Here is a 19,540-nt window from a genome sequence, read left to right on the forward strand (position 1 = left end):
TGTCCCATAAAGCGATGTCAATTGCCGAAATACCAGCAAAAACTACGGGGCCTCCGTTTTGTCCCCAGAATGTGCACTTATAGAGCTTGTCCCAGATGACTTCATTATCCAGAGGGTTCATGCCAATAATCAATGTAGCCAAGTCTTTGATCATGCCAAAAGCAGCAGGCGCTGCTATACCATAGCAGAGGGCTGCCTCGCCATCGCCGTAAACGCCCTCATCTGTATGAATACGGCAAAACACTGGGCGCCATGAAGCTCTGTCAGGATTCTGCTGTTGATAGACATCTACCTTTGTGATCTTCATCGTAGAAATTCCTCCTAAAATAGCTCTATATTTAACCTGTCATGTGTTTCACTACTTACTGCTCCATCCTGCTATCCCGTAGATAAATGGATATGTAAAGTGAGAATCCTTTTTGTTCACCTCCTTTTTATATTCAAACATTTCGTTTGGGCAACGTGAATATTAAGCTACTTAGCAACTTGTATAACAACCTATTAGGTAGTATATTATATTGACTGCAAAAAGTCAAGGTTGCTTGAGCGACCTGACTCAATTTTGTAAAAATTAAATTTACCTAGTTTAAAATAATAAAAAAGTATCTGTGTCTAGCATTGGGCATCGCCACGTCGGTGTATCCGCTGGCGGCCGACACGCTGACGGTGATGGGCGTGATCACGCACAACTATTTCGCCTGGGTCGCCGTGGTCTCGATGCTGGTTCTGACGATCACCGGCTGGGATCGTTTCATCCCGCTGTTCAGCATCCCCCGCGAGCCGGAGGTCAGTCTGAAGAAGGAGGCTTAACGCGAGATGCTTCATGCGAGCCGTCCGAAAAAAATGAGCGGAACGGCGATGTTCCACGTGGAACATCGCCGCTGAAAAATGCCCGGCAGCTGCTGAGCTGCCGGGCGTTGCGTTAGGTCCGAAAGGGACTCGCCCCAAATGGAGTGGTGATGCCGTTTCTTTGTTGTCAGCGCACCGGACCGGCGTCTCCGCATTTCAGCCAGCGCCGTCGAGTGGCGCTTGTCCCGTTTTCTTGATATAATCCAAACGGAAACGCGCGGTCAATCCCCTACGGAAAATGGAACGACTCAAGGAGCTGGATATCTTGGGTTGTTATAATAACCATCAAAGGAGGTTTGTTGCCGAATGACGTTGCCGTTTGATGTCGCGCCCTTTCGTTCCGCGCATCCGCGGGAAATGCGCCGGCTGATCCGCGAGGAAAAATGGATCTATCCCACGTCGGGGCTCTGCCATTGTCACGTGCAGGCGAACCTGATCGTTTTGCCCAAGGAGTGGGCCTACGATTTCCTCGTGTTTGCCCAGCGCAATCCCAAGCCCTGTCCGATCCTCGACGTCACCGAACCCGGAGATGGCGAGGCAAAGCTCATCGCTCCCGGATCGGACGTTCGCACCGACATCCCCAGATACCGGGTCTGGAAAGACGGCGAGCTGATCGACGAACCGACGAGCGTCGCAAAATACTGGCGGGAGGATTTGGTCGCCTTCCTGCTCGGCTGTTCCTTCAGCTTCGAGGGGGCGCTGCTGGAAGCGGGGATCCCCATCCGTCATATCGACATGAACTGCAACGTGCCTATGTACGTCACCAACATTCAGAACAGGCCGGCGGGACGTCTCTCGGGGCCGATGGTGGTCAGCATGCGCCCGGTAAAGCACAAGCAGGTGCCCAAAGCGGTGCTGGCGACGGGAAGGTTTCCGGCTGTTCATGGCGCGCCCGTTCACATCGGAGACCCTGCTGCCATCGGCATCAAGAACATCGACAAACCTGAATTCGGCGATCCGGTGGAGATCCGCGAGGGCGAAACGCCGGTCTTCTGGGCCTGCGGCGTCACGCCGCAGGCGGTGCTGATGAAGAGCAAGCCGCCCTTCGCCATCACTCACGCCCCCGGACATATGTTCATCGGCGACCCGAAGGACGTGGATTACGCCGTTTTCTAGGAACGAAGCGCTGAAAGCAGAGCTCCTCGTGAAAATCGGTATGAAAAAATGTTTCAGCGGCGGTGTTCCACGTGGAACATCGCCGCTGAAAAACGCCCGGCAGCTGTTAAGCTGCCGGGCGTTGCGTTATGTCAGAGGTATGATGTTTTTTTCGCTTTTCGGCGTTTTGCCGCGGCGGCGTTTGCGTTACCAGCCCATCAGCACGGCGATCTCGATCATGATCATCTGCGCGAGAAAGAGCATGGCGAAGAGCTTGGCGAACCATTTCAGCCACAGGTCGTAACGGATGTCGGCGAGGCCGCAGATGACGACGATGCCGCAGGTCGGCCAGAGGATGTTGGAGAGCCCGTCGCCGAACTGATAGGCCAGGCAGGCTACCTGGCGGCTGACGCCCAGCGCGTCGGCCAGCGGCGCCATGATCGGCATGGTCACGGCCGCCTGTCCGGAGGCTGACGGCACGAGGAAGTTGATGATCGTCTGCGTGACGAACATCAGCTGCGCGGAGATGGCCGAGGGCGCGTTTTTGAGCAGATCGGCGAGCGCGTTGATGATCGTGTCCATGATCATGGCGTCCTTCATGATCACGACGATGCTTTTGGCCAGTCCGGTAAGGATGCAGCCCCAGAGTACGCTTTTTGCCCCCGCCAGCATTTCGGCGCAGTACCTGTTGGGATTCCATCCGGAGATCAGCGCGGCCGCGGCCGACATGACGATGAACAGGCCGCAGAGCTCTTTGTAGCCCCAGCTCCATCGCGTCAGGCCGACCATCAGCGCGGCCAGCGTGACGAGCACGTCGAGCAGGATCAGCCCGTGCCGCCAGGTGAAGTCGTATTGGTCGAGTTCGCCGCGGTCGAAGGAATGGAGGCAGGGTTCGCCGTACATCACCGAGGACTGGGGCGATCTTTTCACTTTCGCGGCGTAGCGCATCACGTAGGCGATGCAGATCCCCATGAACACGGCGAAGCAGACGGCGCGGTAGACGACGCCGGAGTAGAGCGGCACGCCGGCGATGGACTGGGCGACGGCGACCGAGTAGGGATTCAGCGTCGCGGCCATGAAACCCACGTATTCGCCGAGGGCGAGGATGGCAAATCCCGTCATCGCGTCGTAGCCGATGGCAACGCCTAGGCCGACGATCAGCGGGTAGAAGCCGTAAAACTCGCTGAGCATGCCGAAGACCGAGCCGCCCAGGCCGAAGAGGACCATGAGAATGGGGATGAGCAGCTTTTCGCGGCGGCCGACCTTTTTCATGACCTTGCCGATGCCGGCGTGGAACGCGCCGGTCTTGACCATGACGCCGAACGTGGCCGCGCAGGCGAGGATGACGAAGATGATGTCGGCGGCCTCGTAGCAGCCCTGATAGAGCGAGGCGAAAAGGCCGATGAAGCCGGTGGGCTTCGTCTGCGCCTTGGGGATGGCGTGGTACGATCCGGCGACGGCGACGTTGCGCATCGTGCCGTTGACGTCGACCTTCTGGTAGTCGAAGCTGCCCGACGGAATCACCCAGGACAGCGCGGCCATGACCGCGACGATGGCGAAGACGACCAGCCAGGTGTCGGGCATGTGCAGTTTCCTTTTTGCCGCCGCTTGGGCGGTTGGTTCGCTCATGATGAAAGCCTCCTCGAAAACGTTTTTGAAGGCGCGCTTTTGCCGCGGCCTGTCAGTCCTTTTCGTCCCGCGCCAACTACGCTTTCAGCGCGCCGCTGGCCTCGAGGGCCTGCTGCAGGTCGGCGATCAGGTCGGCGGGGTCTTCAAGCCCGACGCTGAAGCGGAAGAAGCCCTCGCGGTAGACGGGCGGATAGTGGGGCAGCTTGTCGCTGTTCTTGTCGTAGTAGACGATCAGGCTTTCGATATCGCCGAGCGACACGGCGTGCGTGATCAGGCGCAGGCTGTCGAGGAACTTTTGATGGACCCTCTCGTCGCCCTTGATGTCGAACGAGATCATGCCCGAGTACTGGCCGCCCATGAGGCGCTTGGCCAGTTCGTGCTGAGGATGGCTCGCCAGTCCCGGGTACCAGATGAAGCGCACGGCCGGACTCCGTTCGAGGAATTCCGCCACCGCCTGCGCGGCGCGGCAGTGCTGAGCCATGCGCAGCGGCGCCGTCGCCAGCCCGCGCGCCACCAGCCAGGCGTTGAACGGGCTGAGGATGCCGCCATAGTTGACCATGGCCTCTTCCTTGATCTTCGTCAGCAGCTCGCGGCGCCCCAGCACGCAGCCGCCGAGCGAATCACCGTGGCCGTTGATGTACTTGGTCATGCTGTGGATCTCGAGGTCGGTCCCATGCTCGAGCGGGCGCAGGCAGAGCGGCCCGGCGAACGTAGCGTCGACGGAAAGCAGCGCCCCCGCTTCGTGAGCGGTCCGCGCCAGCGCGTCGAGGTCGGCGATGCCCGTGGTCGGGTTGCCGGGCGTTTCGGCGTGGATCAGCTTCGTGTTGGGGCGCACGGCGCGGCGCACCGCCTCCGCATCGGTAATGTCGACGAAGGTCACCTGGATGCCGTACTTTTTCGGCAAAAACTCGCGGAACTGCAGGTTCGTGGCGCTGTAGCAGACCTCGGAAATGACGGCGTGATCGCCCGAGTTGAGAAACGTGGTGAACACGCTCATCAGCGCCGCCACGCCGCTGGCGAACACCGCGCCGTCCTCCGCGCCGGTGAGGGCACAGAGCCGGTCCTGCAGCACCATCTGGTTGACGTTGCGGTTGCGCTGGTAGATGTTGCTGTTGATGCCGCTCCAGTCGACGGGCGTGCCGTCGGTGGGAATGCGGTAGTTGGACGTCATGTAGACCGGCGTGTTGATCGCGCCGAAAGCATCGTCCCTGCGCGCGCCGGCGTGAACCGCCAGCGTGTTGACGCTCAGTTTCCGTTCCATGAAAAAACGCCCCTTTTCTGTCGCTGAGATTGTGGTCGCGAAACTGCCGGAGTGCAGCTTGATTTTATGCCGGAATTCCGAATTTGTAAAATTGTTCTTCACAAGCGGCTGCCCTGCGAGGTTTTCAGCGCAGGCGGCGGAGCGAGACAATCAGGTTGCCGAAGCCGCCGTCCAGCCTTTTCCACGTGGCATCGACAGGGTAGACGAAGCGGTAGTCGTCGTTGCCGCGAAAGGCGGGGCCGTTCGCGTTGCCGGCGAGCGCGTCCCGACAGCCCCGGATCAGATCGTCGAGGATCGAGGCCGGCATTTCCGTGTAGTTGTGAAAGTTATACCATTGGCTGATCTGGCACTCGCGCATGCGTTTGAGACGCAGCAGCCCGCTCAAGCAGGCCGCTGCCGTGGCGGAACAGTCGAGAAACAGGAAGGTGCTGCGGCTGCCCGCGTCGCCGGAGAAGAAAACACCCGTTTTGGAGTCGAGAAAGCCCATGGAGCCGCGCGTGTGCCCGGGGACGTCGACGGCGGTGACAATGCGGCGGCCAAGATCGAAACGTCCGCCATCGTACAGCGGCCGCCATTTGATGGGATGGGGCGGCGTGAAATCGTCCCGCGTGAACTGCAGGGGAACTCTGCGCAGCGAGCAAAGACGGCTTTCGAACTGGAATTTGCGTTCCACGGCGTTCTGCTCGGCGATCATGCCGGCGTCGCGCGCCGGAATCCAGACTTCTTCGAAGTCGAGCGCGCCGCCGATGTGGTCGAAGTGGCCGTGCGTGCATACGACGGTGAGAGGCAGGCGGGTCAGTTTTTTCACGAAGGCGCGCAGGTTGCCGAGGCCGGTCATCGTGTCGATCAGCAACGCACCCTGGCGCCCCTCGACAAGATAACAATAAACGCTGCCGCTGCCCTCGAGGCGCAGGATGCCGTCGCCGAAGTCGACAACTTTGAAAAAATCGCTCCGTTCGTTCACGTTCACCGCTCCTCTCGCGCCGCGAAAAATGTCATATCGCCAAAGATACAACAAAGGCGCCGCCCTGTCCACTGGAAAGAGCGGCGCCTTTCGGTCTTTGCGGGGCGCGCAAAAAAAAACTCCGCCCCGGGCGAACGGGGCGGAACTCCACGTCTGCCGCGGCGGGAAACGGCCCGCTACTTTTCGCCGGGCATCTTCCAGCCGTGGTATGTCGTGTGAAGCAGATGGTGCGCTTTTTCCGACAGCGGCGCGCCGAGGAACTGTTTGTAGCACGCGAGGATGGACGGGTTCTCGTGCGAAAAGCGCAGCTCCATGCCGCGGTCGATGTCGTAGAGCGTAGGGGCGCGTTGAGGCGCCATCTCCACGCGGTCGTGGATCGGCTGCCCGCCGCCGCCGACGCAGCCGCCGGGGCAGGCCATGACTTCGACGAAATCGTAACGCACGTCGCCGCGGTCGAGCGCGGCCAGCAGCTTGTCGGCGTTGCCGAGGCCGTTGACGACGGCCACTTTGAGCGCGGTCCCGGCGATGTCGAACGTGGCTTCCTTCCAACCGTCCATGCCGCGCACCGACTTGAAGGCGTCGGGCTCGGGATTTTTGCCGGTGACGAGGAAGAACGCGCTGCGCAGCGCCGCTTCCATGACGCCGCCAGTGGCGCCGAAGATCGCGCCCGCGCCGCTGCCGACGCCGAGCGGCATGTCGAGCTCTTCGTCTTCGAGGTCCTGCGGCTGGATCTGCAGCGAACGGATCAGACGCGATACTTCGCGCGTGGTCAGAGCAACGTCCACGTCCTGCCCCGCGCCGGCTCCGTCCATGCCGGGCAGCGCGCACTCGGCCTTTTTGGCCAGGCAGGGCATGATGGAGACGGAAAAGATCCTGGACGGATCGACGCCGAGCGTCTGCGCGTACCAGCTCTTGGCGACGGCGCCGAACATCTGCTGCGGCGACTTGGCCGACGACAGCTGGCCGACGAACTGCGGCCAGTGGCTCTTGACGAAGCGAATCCAGCCGGGGCAGCAGGAGGTGAACATCGGGAATTTCTCGTGGTCGCGGTGCTTGAGACGCTCCACGAACTCGCTGCCTTCCTCCATGATCGTGAGGTCGGCGGAGAAGTTGGTATCGAACACGTAGTCGAAGCCGACGAGGCGCAGCGCCGCGGCCAGACGTGTGACGGTGGCCTCCCCGGGCTTCATGCCGAACTCTTCGCCCCAGGCGGTGCGGATGGCCGGCGCGATCTGGACGAGCACGATCTTTTCGGGATCGTCGATGGCGTCGAGCACTTTCTGCGTGTCGTCGCGTTCGTGCAGCGCGCCCACGGGGCAGTGAGTGATGCACTGGCCGCACAGAGCACAGTCGGCGTCTTCGAGGCGGTAGACGCGGGCCACGTCGACGGTGGTTTTGGCCCCGGTGTTGACCACGTCCCAGACGTTGGCGTGCTGAATCTTGTCGCAGACCTGCACGCAGCGCATGCACTTGATGCAGAGCGAAAAGTCTCGGATGAGCGGAAAATCGGGACTGGTTCGCCGGTTGACGTAATGCTTTTCAAACGGAGTGTCGTGGATGTTGAGCTCGTTGGCGATGCGCTGCAGCTCGCAGTTGCCGCTGCGCACGCACGTCGGACAGTGGTTGTCGTGCTCGGAGAGGATCATGCGCACGTTGGCGCGGCGGGCCTCGCGGGCCTTCTTGCTGTTGGTGCGGATGACCATGCCCTCTTCAACGGGATTGTTGCAGGCCGTGAAGAGCCGCTCGTACCCTTCCACTTCGACGACGCAGACGCGGCAGGCGCCGATCTCGTTGACGCCGGCGAGGAAGCAGAGCGTGGGGATCCTGATCCCCGCGGCCTTGGCGGCGTCGAGGATCGTCGTTCTTTCCTGAACCTGAATGTGTTTCCCATCGATGACGACATTTACCATTTTTCCACACGCCCCCCCTTGAACACGCCATAGCCGAAGTGATCGCAGCGCAGGCAGCGTCCGGATTCCTGGCACGCTTCCTGGTCGCTCATCGGCAGTTCCATCAGATCGAAATCGCGGATCCGCTCCGCAGCGGGGCGTTCCACCATGTTCACGCGACCGCAGGACGTGTGGTCGTCGAAGCGCACCTGCGGCACTTCGATGCCGCTCGTGATCACGTGGTCGAAGCCCAGATACTCGTCGATATTGGCCGCCGCGACCTTGCCGCCGGCGATGGCGCGGATGACCGTGGCGGGGCCGGTGACGCAGTCGCCGCCGGCGAAGATGCCGTCGGCATTCCTGATGCCGGTGGTGTCCATGCTCTCGATCGCGCCGCGCTTGACGGGGATGCCGTACTGTTCGAACTTGCGCGACTCGATGCCCTGGCCGATGGCCACCAGTACGCGGTCGCAGCGGAAGCAGATCTCCGGCGCGTCCGCGTCGACCGGCGCCGGCCGGCCGTTTTTGAACTCGCCGATGATCTGCGGCTGCGTGCAGAGCGAAACGACCTTGTTGTTTTCGTCCCTGATGACGCGGAGCGGCGCGTGCAGCTCGACGATCTCCACGCCGTCGGCGATGGCGCCTTCCACCTCCTCGGGCAGGGCGGTCATGTCCTCTTTGCGGCGGCGGTAGACGAGGCGCACCGACTTGGCGTGGCACCTTACCGCCGAGCGGGCCACGTCCATGGCGACGTTGCCGCCGCCGACGACGATCACGTCGAGCCCGGTGAAGTCGGGATAATGGCCGTCGCCGATGGCGCGCAGCATCTCCACGGCGGAGATGACGCCCTCGGCCTCTTCGCCTTCGATGCCCAGCTTCTTGTCGATGTGGGCGCCGATGGAGAGGTACAGCGCGTCGTACCGGTCGTACAATTCCTTGACGGAGACGTCGTTGCCGACGCTGATTCCGGTTTTGACGTGGATCCCTGCCGAAAGGAGGCCGGCAATCTCGCGGTCGAGCACTTCGCGGGGCAGGCGGTAGGCGGGGATGCCGTAGCGAAGCATTCCGCCCAGCTGCTGACGCTGCTCGTAAACGGTCACGTCGTGCCCCATGATGGACAGATAATAGGCGGCGCTCAATCCGCCGGGGCCGCCGCCGACGACGGCGATTTTTTTGCCCGTGGCGGGGGCGCGCTTCGGCACGGGGATTGTCTCCTCGTGCTCCACGGCGTAGCGCTTGAGCCCGCGGATGTTGATGGGATTGTCCACCAGCGTGCGGCGGCAGCGGGTCTCGCACGGATGCTCGCAGATCATGCCGCACACGGCGGGCAGCGGATTGTCCTTGCGGATCAGCTGCACGGCGTCGCCGTAACGGCCGGCGTGGATCAGGGCGATGTAGCCGGGAATGTCCACGTGCGCCGGGCACAGCGAGACGCAGGGCACGGGCTGGTTCTGCAGGCACATGCAGCGGCCGTGCTGAATGTGTTCGACAAAGTCGTCGCGGAAGCCGCGCACGCCTTTGAGCACCATGCGGGCGGCTTCCTGCCCGATGGCGCAGTCCGAGGTGAGGTAGACGCTCTCGGCCGTTCGCTCGATGGTGTCGATGGTGCTCATGTCGGCGCGGCCGTCCAGCACGGAATTGAGAAGTTCTTCCAGACGGCTGAGGCCGACGCGGCAGGGCACGCACTTGCCGCACGACTGCGAGTGGCAGATGTGCAGGAACGAAACGGCCAGATCGACCGGACACAGTTCGGGAGGACTGGCCTGAATGCGGCGCTCCATGTCCTTGTACAGGCCTTCGACGGTCGTCTGCGCCTGATTTTTTGTGACGATGCTGAGTCTGCTCACGATTCTTCCCCCTATTTTGAAAAATATACCTTTCCGCCGGCCCCCTTCGAATCTCCGGTTCAAGGCATGCTGTTTTTGCGAAAATTCCATTTTTCTCCGTCTCTGTAAAAGACAGTAATATAAGCTTATTCTAGACAATATGGGGAAAAGTTTCAATAGGGAATTATTTTTCTCAAATTGATTTGATAGGACTAACTTGATCTGGGCTTATAAAACGCAAACGGCATTTTACATCATAATAATGTAAAATGTCGTTTGTTTTTTTGGCTTTCGGGCCGGTTCGATTTCATGCAAATCCTCAATAGAACGGCTTCGCGGTGAGTGCCTCGCGCCCCGAGGAAATTCAGCAGATCGGAACTATCTTGCCTGTGCGGTCTGCGCAATTCGTTTTGCGAATCTCACCCGCTTGTCAGCCGCCCAGGTAGGCTTTTTTGATGGCGGGGGAGTCGAGCAGCTCACGCCCGGTGCCGGTGGCGACGATGCGGCCGGTTTCCAGCACGTAGCCGCGGTCAGCGATGGACAGCGCCATGCGCGCGTTCTGCTCGACGAGCAGGATCGTGGCGCCGTTCGCGTGCAGATTGCCGATGATGTCGAAAATGGCTTCGACGAGCAGCGGCGCCAACCCCATGGACGGCTCGTCCAGCATGAGCAGCTTGGGACGGCTCATCAGCGCGCGTCCCATGGCGAGCATCTGCTGCTCGCCGCCGGAGAGCGTGCCGGCGATTTGACGGCGGCGTTCCTTTAGGCGCGGAAAAAGCGCGAAGACCGTTTCCAGATCGGCGGCGAGGCTCTGTGCGCCGGCGGCATGGCGCGTGTAGGCCCCCATTTCCAGATTTTCCTGCACCGACATGTGCAGAAAGATGCGTCGGCCTTCGGGCACCTGGGCAAGCCCGAGTTCAACCACTTTGTAGGGCGGCACTTTCGCCAGCTTCCGGCCGAAAAAAGAGACGCCGCCCGTGCGCGGCAGCAGGCCGGAGATGGCGTTCAGCGTCGTGGACTTGCCGGCGCCGTTGGCGCCGATCAGCGTGACGGTCTCGCCCTGAAAGACTTCGAAGGAAATGCCCTTGACGGCGTGGATGCTGCCGTAAAAGACGTGGACGTCGTCGACTTTGAGAATCGCTTCGGCCATGGTTAGCCCTCCTTCTGCCGGCCGAGGTAGGCCTCGATGACGGCGGGATCGCTCTGGATGTCCGCCGGCGCGCCCTTGGCGATGACGCGCCCGAAGTTGAGCACGCAGATGCCCTCGCACAGGTTCATGACCAGATTCATGTCGTGTTCGATGAGCATGATGGCGATCGGGAACATCTCGTGCACGCGGCGGATGCTGTCGGCCAGCTCGCGCGTCTCCGAGGGGTTCATGCCGGCGGCCGGCTCGTCGAGCAGCAGCAGCGATGGATAGGTGGCCAGCGCGCGCACGATCTCGAGGCGGCGCTGCGCGCCGTAGGGCAGCGAGCCGGCCTTGACGTCGGCCAGACCCTGCATGTCGAAAATGGACAACAGTTTCAGGGCGCGATGATGCGCGGCCAGTTCCTGGCGTCGGTAGCGCGGCAGGCGCAGGATGGCGCCGAACAGGCCGTAGTGGATGTCGTTGGTCATGGCGGCCTTGACGTTGTCGGCGACGCTGAGGTTCTTGAAAAGCCGAACGTTCTGGAACGTGCGGGCGATGCCGAGGCGGTTGGCCTGCGCCGGCGTCATGCCGGCGGTGTCCTGGCCGTCGAGCAGCACGGTGCCCGTGGTGGGGTGGTAGACCTTGGTGAGCAGATTGAAGACCGTCGTCTTGCCGGCGCCGTTGGGGCCGATCAGCCCGGCGATCTCCGTGCGGCCGATGGTGAGGTTGAAGTTCTCGACGATCTTCAGACCGCCGATCGTCAGCCCAAGGTTGACGCACTCCAGGATCGGGGCGCGCCCGGCGTCGCGCTCGGGAACCAACGCGCGCGAAGGGACGGGAACGAGCTTAGTGGCCATGGGGCATTTCCTCCTTCGCTTTTCTGCCGAAGCGCTTCAGCCGCGCGAAGAAATTCCTCACGGAGGCGCTGTTGGAGCCCAGCATGATGGCGATCAGCAGCACCGCGTAGATCAGCATGCGGTAGTCGCGGAACTCGCGCAGTTTTTCCGGCAGGATCGTCAGCGCCGCGGCGGCGGCGATCGAGCCGAGCATGTTGCCCTGTCCGCCCAGCACCACGAAAACGAGGATCAGGATCGAAGTGTTGAAGTCGAACTTGTTGGCGACGATGGTGGAGTAGTTCATGGCGAACAGGCAGCCGGCCGCGCCTGCCAGCGCCGCGGAAACGACGAAGGCGGTCATCTTGTAGCGGGCGACGTCGATGCCGACGCTCTCGGCGGCGATACGGTCGTCGCGGACGGCCTGGAAAGCGCGCCCCAGACGGCTGTTGATGAGGTTGTAGACGACGACCAGCGCGATCATCACCAGCGCGAAGCCGGCGCCGAACGTGGCGATCTTGCGGATGCCGCCGATGCCCATCGGGCCGCCGACGATCAGACGGCCGCCGGGCAGCAGCCCCGTTGTGTCGGCCAGCATGCTGAAGTGCAGCCCCGCCCTGTCGACGCCCATGTAAAAGTTGTTCAGCACGCTTTTGATGATCTCGCCGAAGGCCAGCGTGACGATGGCCAGGTAGTCGCCCTTGAGCCGCAGCACGGGAATGCCGATCAAAAAACCGGCCAGCGCCGCGAACGCCGCCCCTGCCGCCATGGAAACGGACAGGCGCAGCGGCACGAAAGGCACGAGATCTTGCAGCAGGATGGCGCAGGCGACGCCCGAGAACGCGCCCACAGACATAAAACCGGCGTGTCCCAGCGACAGCTCGCCGAGCACGCCGACCACCAGATTCAACGCCACGGCCATGACCATGTAGGCGCAGATCGGCACCAGCATCCCCTTCATGGACGAACTGAGCGTCCGCGTCGAGATCATCACTTGCAGGACGGCGTACGCCAGCGTCACGAGAGCGTAAGTGCCGTAAACGCGGCGCGCTTCCGCCCGTTTGAGGTTGATCAGCCGCTTCATGGCTACACCTTCTCCTGCGCCTGACGGCCCAGCAGTCCCGCTGGCTTGACCAGCAGCACTACGATCAGCACGGCGAAGACCACGGCGTCGGAGAGCTGCGTGGAAATGTACGCCTTGGCGAAAATCTCGATCACGCCCAGCAGCAGCCCACCCAAAAAGGCGCCGGGAATGGAGCCGATGCCGCCGAACACCGCAGCCGTGAACGCCTTGATGCCCGGCAGCGAGCCCGTCGTCGGCATCAGCGTCGGATAGGCCGAGCACAGCAGCACGCCGGCCACGGCCGCCAGCCCGGAACCGATGGCGAACGTCAGGGAAATGGCGGCGTTGACGTTGATGCCCATCAGCAGCGCCGCGCCCTTGTCCTCCGAGCAGGCGCGCATCGCTTTGCCCATGCGCGTGCGGCCGACGAACCACGACAGCGCCGTCATGATGACGAGGCAGGAAGCGATCGTCACGATCGTCACGTGCGAGATGGAAAGCCGGCCGCCGAACAGCTTGACCGCGCCGTGTCCGACCACCGAGGGGAATACCTTGGGATTCGACGTCCACAGCAGCAGGGCCGTGTTCTGCAAAAAGTAACTGACGCCGATGGCCGTGATCAGCACCGCCAGCGACGGCGCCTGACGCAGCGGCTTGTAGGCCAGCTTTTCCACGACGACGCCCAGCAGCGTGCAGACTCCCATGGCCAAAGCGACGCCGGCGAGCGCCGGCAGATGGAAACGGAACACGGCGTAAAAGCACACGTAGGCACCGACCATGATCACGTCGCCGTGGGCGAAGTTGAGCATCTTGGCGATGCCGTAGACCATGGTGTAGCCCAGCGCGATGATCGCGTAAATGCTGCCCAGGCTGATGCCGCTGATGAAGAAGTTCAAAAAGGTCATGAGTTCACCTCGAAAGATCTCGCAAAAAAAATGGAAAAACGGCGAACGGCAGGATAGAGCCGTTCGGAAGAGAAAAGCGAGAGCGCCGCCGAAAGGACCGGTCAGGCCGGCCTTCCGGCGACGCTCTCAGGCAAGGCGGAACGGCGCGCCGTCCGCTTGCGCCCGTGAAGTTTAATCGAGCCCGACGTAAGCGCCGTTTCTGATGATCATGGCCTTGGGATCCTTGGAGATCTCGCCGTTGGGCTTCCACGTCATGTTGCCGCCCGTCAGTCCGTTGAACGTCATCGTCGTGAACTGCCCGATCATCAGTTCGCAGAGCTTCTCGGCATCCATGTCGGGCGCGGCCTTGGCGTTTTCGAGCGCCTGCTTGTAAGCGTAAACGCAGTCGTACGCGTCGGCGGCAAACTGATTGGGCACTTCGCCGAAGCGTTTCCGGTACTCGGCCACGAAAGCGGCCGTGCGCTCATCCGTGGAGTCGGCGTTGAACGGCGTCAGAAGCATGACGCCTTCGGCCAGATCCTTGTTGAAACCTTCCATGGTCAGGATGCCGTCCATGCCGTCCACGCCGAACCACTTGGGCGCGAAGTTCATGGCCGCCGCCTGAGCGAGGATCAGCGAGGCGTGCTGGTAGTACATGGGGAGGAACACCAGCTCCGCGCCGCTCTTCTTGGCGTCGGCCAGCTGCACCGAGAAGTCGGTGTCGTTGCCGTCGGCAAACGTGGTGTCGCTGACCACTTCCAGACCGGCTTCGGCCGCCTTGGTCGCGAACGTGTCATGAATGCCCTTGGAGTACACGTCGTCGTTCTTCCAGATCACGGCGACTTTCTTGGCCAAAGCTTTGCCGGCGATGTACTGCGCGGAGGCGGAGCCCTGATTGGGATCGACGAAGCACATCTGGAACACGTTGTCCTTGCCGGCGGTCACGGCGACGGCCGAAGCGGAAGGCGTGAGCGCGAAGATACGGTCGGCAAAATTCTCCGCGGCCGTCGCCTCGCAGGGTTTGGACGTGACCGATCCGAGCGAGAGCTGCATGCCCCAGTCCTTGAGGGCGTTGTAGGCGTTGACGGCCTTTTCGGCGTCGTGCGTGTCGTCCTCGTAATTCAGCTCGAATTTGATGCCGCCGGCCGCGTTGATCTCGTCGACGGCGATCTGCGCGCCGTTCTTGGCGGCGTTGCCGTAAATGGCGGCGCCTCCCGTCAGAGGAGCCGTGCCGCCCAGCTTGAAGGCCCCGGCGCCGAAGGCGCAGCCGGCCGTCATGGAGACGGCGAAAACGAATGCGAATACGTTCTTTTTCATCGTGCAAAACATCCTTTCAGCGAGAATTTGCAGAGCATGCGCTTTCAGGCAGGTCTGCCAACGCGAAAGAAGCATGAGCTTTCCCCGACGGTTTGGGGGAGAGGCGCAGCGCCTTTCCCGTCGATATGAAAATGAATTATATGAGCGGCTCAGCGAAAAGTAAACTGTCGACGCCGTTAAAATAAGTAATATTGCAATTATTCCGTTAATTCAAGTCTAAAAATTAGACGGCAAATAATAAAATAATCAGAACATTCATTTTCGTTTCGTTGAACGACGGCGGGCAGAAAAAACGGGGGCTGACCGATTGTTTTCGGTCAGCCCCCGTTTTTTCGAATGAATTTCGCGCGGCAAAGCGCGGCAAAAAACGTCAGCGGCGTTCCGCCGCGCCGCCGTGGCGCGCGAGAAAATCGCGGATCAGCCAGCCGGCCACGGTGATCGAGCCGGGAATGTTGGCGGGGATCTCGTCGGGGGCGAACCAGTGCGCCTCGCCGATCTCCACGCCGTCGGGGCGAAGTTCGCCGCTCTTCCAGCGGGCGCGGCAGGCCAGCATCAGCGAGCGGGGAAACGGCCAGTACTGGCTGTACAGGTACTGAATGCTGTTCCGGTCCACTTCGACGTTCACTTCCTCGCGCACTTCGCGGACAACGGCGTCCTCGATCGACTCGCCGACTTCGAGGAATCCCGCCAGCACGCTGAAGCGGTTGAGTCGGTTCCGCCGGTTCATGGCCAGCAGCAGCTTGCCGTCGCGCTCGACGGCCACGATCATGGCCGGGCAGATGACGGGAAAGAGCGTGTGTCCGCAGTTGGGGCACTTCATGGCGTGCTGCTCGCCGGGCGCGGGCTCCATCTTCGCGCCGCAGCAGCCGCAGTAGCGGGCTTGACGATGCCAGTCGGCCAAGCCCCAGGCGGCGCTCATGGCCTGAAAATCTTCTCTGCCGAACTGCTCGCCGAAGGCGCGGCGGCTGACGGCGCTCCAGCCCGCGGGGAGCTTGGCGCCCTCTTCGACGCGCCCCCAGACGCAGCCGGCCGGGCCGAGACTGCCGAAGGGCCCCGAGTCGCTCAACGGCAATTGCCCCGCCTCGGCGGCGTCGGGCAGGCGCCCCTGAAAGAGCAGGACCGAATCGCCCTGAAAAAGTACGGCCGTGTTTTCGTCAAGCATTCAGCGCGCCCCCGGCTTTCACGGCCCGAATGGGCATGACGCGGGACGCGCTGAGCGTAACGCGTTTTTCTTCCATGAAGAATCAGCCTCCTGCGAAAGAAAATTTGAAATGCTCTCAGGCGCCGAGAACGGCCCTTCCGGCCACAAGGCCGCTGGCCGCCGCCTGGATGATGCCGCGGCTGACGCCGGCTCCGTCGCCGGCCATGTACAGATGTTTGACGTTCGGCACGGCGAGGTTGTTTCTCAGCTCGAGACGCAGCGAATAAAGCTTGATCTCCACGCCGTAAAGCAGCGTGTCGTTCTGGTTGACGCCGGGCATGATTGCGTTCAGCGCGTCGAGGAACTCGACGATGTCGGTCATGTGGCGATGGGGCAGCACGAGGCTGAGATCGCCGGGGACGGCTGGGCCCGTCTGCTCGATCATGCCGCGGGCGATGCGGTCGGGCGTGGAGCGGCGGCCGTCGCGCAGGTCGCCGAGACGCTGCACCAGCAGCCCGCCGCCGGCCAGCATGTTGGCGAGGCGGGCAATGTGCGTGGCGTAACCGATCGGGTCGGTGAACGGGCGCGTAAAATTCTTGGTGACGAGCACGGCGAAGTTCGTGTTGTGCGACTTGGTGTTCTTGAGGCTGTGCCCGTTGACGGTGACGAGGCCGTGCGTGCGGTTGAACTCGGAAACGACGAAGCCCGACGGGTTCATGCAGAAGGTGCGCACGCGGTCGTCGAACGTGGGCGTGTTGTAGAGACACTTGACCTCGTAAAAGTCGCGGGTCAGCTCCTCGCAGGCGCTGTCGGGCACTTCGACGCGCACGCCGATGTCCACCGGCATCGAGGCGATCGGCAGCTTCAGGCGCCTGACGATTCCCTCCAGCCACGAAGCGCCGTCGCGCCCCGGCGCGGCGATGACGTCGGCGGCGCGGTATTCCGTGCCGTCGCTCGTGACCACGCCGACGGCGGCGCCGTTTTCGACGAGGATGTCCTGAACGAACGTGTTCATGAGGATGTCGCATTTGTCGCGCAGGGAGCGGTACATGGCGTCGAGCACTTCGCGCGAGGCGTCGGTGCCGATGTGGCGGATCCTGGCCGGCAGCACCTTGATGCCCTTCGCGGCGGCGCGGCGGATCGTGTCGTGCACGTTCTGCCCGCTTGGCTCGTACAGATGGGGATCCGCTCCGTCGGCGACGAAGCGGTCGTCCACGGCTTTCATCAAGCGTTCCAGCTCCGCCGTGCCAATGTACTCTTCGAGGTTGCCGCCGTAGCCGGTCGTGATCGTCAGCTTGCCGTCGGAAGCCGACCCCGCGCCGCCCCAGCCGGACACCACGGCACAGGACGGGCAGTTGACGCACTGATCGGCCTTGCCCGCCATGATCGGACAGATTCGCTCCCTGATCAGCTGCCCCTTGTCGACGATCAGCACTTTTTTGCCCGCGCCGGTCAGTTCCAGCGCCGCGAAAATCCCCGCCGGCCCCGCGCCGACGATGATCGCATCGTAGTTCATGGAAATTTCCCCCTGCGTTCCCAGCAGGAACGTTCGTTTTCATCGTTTGAGACACGGCTGAATTATAGCATGACGCCAAAATAAAAACGCAGCGCGAAGATGTTCCACATAGAGTAGCTTCGCTGAACGAAAAAATCCGGCGGTCGGAGGACCGCCGGACGTTGGGGGATTTTCATTTTTAGTAAGGAGTGAACAGCGAATGCCCGTCCTTACTTTTTCAGCACCATCAGGCCGTAGGGCATTCGGCGTTCGCGACCGTCGCTGACGGCGTTGACGACATGACCGTCCCACCACATTTCCGACGAGCCGCCGCCGTCGAGATTGAGCAGGGCGGTCAGCCCCAGCTGACGGCCGAGCTGTTCGGCCTCGTTCAGGAACAGGCCGCGGCTGTGCCACGACGAGCGGCCGTCCGCCACGATCCAGACCATGCGCTTGCCGTCCCAGCCAAGCAGCGTGCGCGGATGGCGCAGGGCGAGGATGCTCAGGCTCAGCATTTCGTCCCAGAACTGGTGCCCGGGCGCGTACAGCAGCGGCCCCGCCTGCACGGCGCTGGCGACGTCGATGGGCGGAGTTTCGCGCCACTGCGTTTCAAGCGCGACGCGGTCGCCTTTTTGCAGCGCGAACGCGGGATCGCGGCTGACGATCAGCCACTCGTCGGGATTCATATCGCGGCTGAATTGGAGCGCCGGCACCGCCTCCTGCACCAGTCCGTCGTGCACGCGGGCCACGAAGCCGTTGTTGCCGGCGCGGGCTTCGGACGCGCCCAGCGCGGGCGTGAGGATCGCCGTCGAGCCGTAATCGACTTTGGAATTGAGCAGCACGGGCACAAACGGCCCGCCGTTGACCGACAGGCGCATGCGGAATTCGCCGCCGCCGAAGTACATCGTGCCCCGTTTGTCCCATGCCGCCATGGAGCGGTTGTAATAGGGCAGCGTCACCGGCAGTCCGCCGGCGAACAGCGTGCCGATAGGGCCGTTGCCGCCGAAATAGCCGCCGTTCATGGCCGCGAGCGCCTTGTGGGCGGCGGCGATCTCCGACAGCTTGGCGAGCGTTTGAGAACTGACGGCGCGGTTCATGCCGATCACGGCGTCGGCCGGATCGGCCGGCGTGAAAGACGTCCAGAACAGGGCGCTGCTGTCGCCGGACTCCGGCAGGATCACGGCGCCGAATCCCTTGCCGAGGCGAGTTGCCCATTCGTGGGCCTGGCTGCGGTCGGCCACCAGCGGCGTGAAAACGCCGTAGCTGAAATCGACTTCCTGCACGCTCAGCGGACAAGCTTCGCTCGTCTTCTTCCGCGCGAAAGCGCTGGCCTGCGCCTCCGTGTCGAAAATGCCCAGCTGCACGCGCCAGCCCTGCGGCGGGCGGCCGACGTTTTCGCGGTGGATGCGCAGCGCGCCTTCGGGGCGTTTGATCTCATAGTCCCAGACCAAACCGGCGCGGCAGCGCCCGGCCCATTCCAAAACTTCGCTCAGCTGTGTTTCGGTGATGCTGTCCCACGGTTTGGAGAACACGCTCCGCGGCGCCGCCGGCTGAACCGACTTGGCCAGAGCCACGTAGCCGGAAATGTAGGCCGGCAGACTTTTGTCCTCCGGCGGCAGCGCCCAGGCCGCCGTTTCCGCCTCGTGGCGGAACCCCATGGCCTGAAACGCAAACATCAGCGCTTCGGCGTTCGTGCAGGCGATCTCCGGCGAGAAGTCATCGGCCGGGTAGAGGATCCCCAGCGAAAGTGCCGACAGCAGCGCCGGCCCGTAAGGCGTCGTCTCGTCCACGTCGCCGAACGTCTTGCCCGTCTTCAGCGGCAGGTCGAGGACCTGCATCAGCTCGCCCAACACCTTCCCGCGCGGCACTTCCGCGCCGGCCGTTCCCGCGGCCGCAACCAGCAAAGCCAGAGCCAAAACGGCGATTTTTTTCAACGACATGAATGACATGTTCTCAGTCTCCTTTTTCCAAAACAGATGACGCCTTATTTTATCACCTTCCGTATTTTCCGTCAGGATTCGCGCGTTGACGGCGCGGCGGTCCGCCACTCTAAGGCAACACATCCCCGCGAAGCCCCCGGCATCGCGGCGGTACAGGCCGGCTGGGAGAGCGCTTGCATGGCATGCGAGAGGTCAGGAGGCGAATCCCTTTACATCCTCCATAAG

At 62.4% G+C, this 19,540-nt stretch carries 15 protein-coding genes and 1 pseudogene; 2 read left to right on the forward strand and 14 right to left on the reverse strand.

Annotated elements, in window-relative coordinates:
- Positions 1–307: pseudogene (locus FYJ74_RS06265) on the reverse strand (hypothetical protein); the annotation flags it as partial.
- A 311-nt stretch (positions 308–618) separates the two neighbouring features.
- On the opposite strand from FYJ74_RS06265, the gene FYJ74_RS06270 reads away from it, so the two are divergent.
- On the forward strand, positions 619–810 hold the full coding sequence (locus FYJ74_RS06270; protein ID WP_229769384.1) for a hypothetical protein: 192 nt from the start codon (positions 619–621) through the stop codon (positions 808–810).
- A gap of 345 nt (positions 811–1,155) precedes the next feature.
- A complete protein-coding gene (locus FYJ74_RS06275) occupies positions 1,156–1,965 on the forward strand; it encodes a putative hydro-lyase (RefSeq protein WP_154528734.1) in 810 nt (269 codons plus the stop codon).
- A gap of 186 nt (positions 1,966–2,151) precedes the next feature.
- Here FYJ74_RS06275 and FYJ74_RS06280 read toward each other — a convergent pair whose 3' ends face one another.
- The 13 genes from FYJ74_RS06280 to FYJ74_RS06340 form a co-directional block, all read right to left on the reverse strand.
- Positions 2,152–3,573 carry a YfcC family protein gene (locus FYJ74_RS06280; protein ID WP_154528735.1) on the reverse strand — a complete coding sequence of 474 codons (1,422 nt, stop codon included), beginning with the start codon at positions 3,571–3,573 and terminating at the stop codon, positions 2,152–2,154.
- 76 nt (positions 3,574–3,649) lie between these two features.
- Positions 3,650–4,834 (reverse strand): trans-sulfuration enzyme family protein, encoded by a 1,185-nt coding sequence (locus FYJ74_RS06285; RefSeq protein ID WP_154528736.1) that lies wholly within the window; start codon positions 4,832–4,834, stop codon positions 3,650–3,652.
- A gap of 124 nt (positions 4,835–4,958) precedes the next feature.
- Positions 4,959–5,798, reverse strand: a complete 840-nt coding sequence (locus FYJ74_RS06290; protein ID WP_195838828.1) for an MBL fold metallo-hydrolase — start codon at positions 5,796–5,798, stop codon at positions 4,959–4,961.
- A 176-nt stretch (positions 5,799–5,974) separates the two neighbouring features.
- Positions 5,975–7,708, reverse strand: coding sequence for an NADH-dependent [FeFe] hydrogenase, group A6 (locus FYJ74_RS06295; RefSeq protein ID WP_154528738.1), 1,734 nt, complete (start codon positions 7,706–7,708; stop codon positions 5,975–5,977).
- Positions 7,702–9,534, reverse strand: a complete 1,833-nt coding sequence (locus FYJ74_RS06300; RefSeq protein ID WP_326830893.1) for an NAD(P)-binding protein — start codon at positions 9,532–9,534, stop codon at positions 7,702–7,704. The genes FYJ74_RS06295 and FYJ74_RS06300 overlap by 7 nt, the downstream gene beginning before the upstream one ends.
- Before the next feature lie 409 nt (positions 9,535–9,943).
- Positions 9,944–10,663 (reverse strand): ABC transporter ATP-binding protein, encoded by a 720-nt coding sequence (locus FYJ74_RS06305; RefSeq protein WP_154528739.1) that lies wholly within the window; start codon positions 10,661–10,663, stop codon positions 9,944–9,946.
- Between the two features lie 2 nt (positions 10,664–10,665).
- On the reverse strand, positions 10,666–11,499 hold the full coding sequence (locus FYJ74_RS06310) for an ABC transporter ATP-binding protein (RefSeq protein WP_154528740.1): 834 nt from the start codon (positions 11,497–11,499) through the stop codon (positions 10,666–10,668).
- Positions 11,489–12,559, reverse strand: a complete 1,071-nt coding sequence (locus FYJ74_RS06315; RefSeq protein ID WP_154528741.1) for a branched-chain amino acid ABC transporter permease — start codon at positions 12,557–12,559, stop codon at positions 11,489–11,491. The genes FYJ74_RS06310 and FYJ74_RS06315 overlap by 11 nt, the downstream gene beginning before the upstream one ends.
- Positions 12,560–12,561: 2 nt before the next feature.
- Positions 12,562–13,443, reverse strand: coding sequence for a branched-chain amino acid ABC transporter permease (locus FYJ74_RS06320; RefSeq protein WP_154528742.1), 882 nt, complete (start codon positions 13,441–13,443; stop codon positions 12,562–12,564).
- A gap of 171 nt (positions 13,444–13,614) precedes the next feature.
- Complete coding sequence (locus FYJ74_RS06325) at positions 13,615–14,739, reverse strand: ABC transporter substrate-binding protein (RefSeq protein ID WP_154528743.1); 1,125 nt, start codon at positions 14,737–14,739, stop codon at positions 13,615–13,617.
- 370 nt (positions 14,740–15,109) lie between these two features.
- Positions 15,110–15,901, reverse strand: coding sequence for an NAD(+) diphosphatase (gene nudC, locus FYJ74_RS06330; RefSeq protein WP_154528744.1), 792 nt, complete (start codon positions 15,899–15,901; stop codon positions 15,110–15,112).
- A 115-nt stretch (positions 15,902–16,016) separates the two neighbouring features.
- Positions 16,017–17,396 (reverse strand): NAD(P)/FAD-dependent oxidoreductase, encoded by a 1,380-nt coding sequence (locus FYJ74_RS06335; protein ID WP_154528745.1) that lies wholly within the window; start codon positions 17,394–17,396, stop codon positions 16,017–16,019.
- Between the two features lie 209 nt (positions 17,397–17,605).
- Positions 17,606–19,324 carry a phosphodiester glycosidase family protein gene (locus FYJ74_RS06340; RefSeq protein ID WP_154528746.1) on the reverse strand — a complete coding sequence of 573 codons (1,719 nt, stop codon included), beginning with the start codon at positions 19,322–19,324 and terminating at the stop codon, positions 17,606–17,608.
- Positions 19,325–19,540 lie beyond the last annotated feature (216 nt).

Source organism: Pyramidobacter porci (assembly GCF_009695745.1).
GTDB lineage: Bacteria > Synergistota > Synergistia > Synergistales > Dethiosulfovibrionaceae > Pyramidobacter > Pyramidobacter porci.